At 71.5% G+C, this 246-nt stretch carries 1 protein-coding gene; it reads left to right on the plus strand.

The window, feature by feature from the left end; translation table 11 throughout:
* Positions 1–246: hypothetical protein (locus tag ACLJNW_RS27615; protein ID WP_410961757.1), on the plus strand; the 246-nt coding region annotated here is incomplete at both ends.

Genomic DNA, 246 nt, shown 5'->3' on the forward strand with positions numbered 1-246 from the left:
GGGCCTGACGCGCCTGGTGACCCTCACCGGCCTGGGCGGCGAGTGCCTGGCCCGGCGGATGCGCCTGCCGCCCGGGCGGGTCGAGGTGATCAACCACGGCAACCTGGAGATCGCCACGGTGCCGCTGCCGTCGCTGGACACCCTGCGCCTGCTGTACTTCGGATTCATCTATCGCGGCAAAGGCATCGAGGACCTGCTCGAGGCCCTCGCCGACCTGTTCGCCAGCGCGCCGGAGATGCGCCAGCG

This window comes from Salmonella sp. SAL4457 (assembly GCF_046548235.1).
Taxonomy (GTDB): domain Bacteria; phylum Pseudomonadota; class Gammaproteobacteria; order Enterobacterales; family Enterobacteriaceae; genus Salmonella; species Salmonella enterica.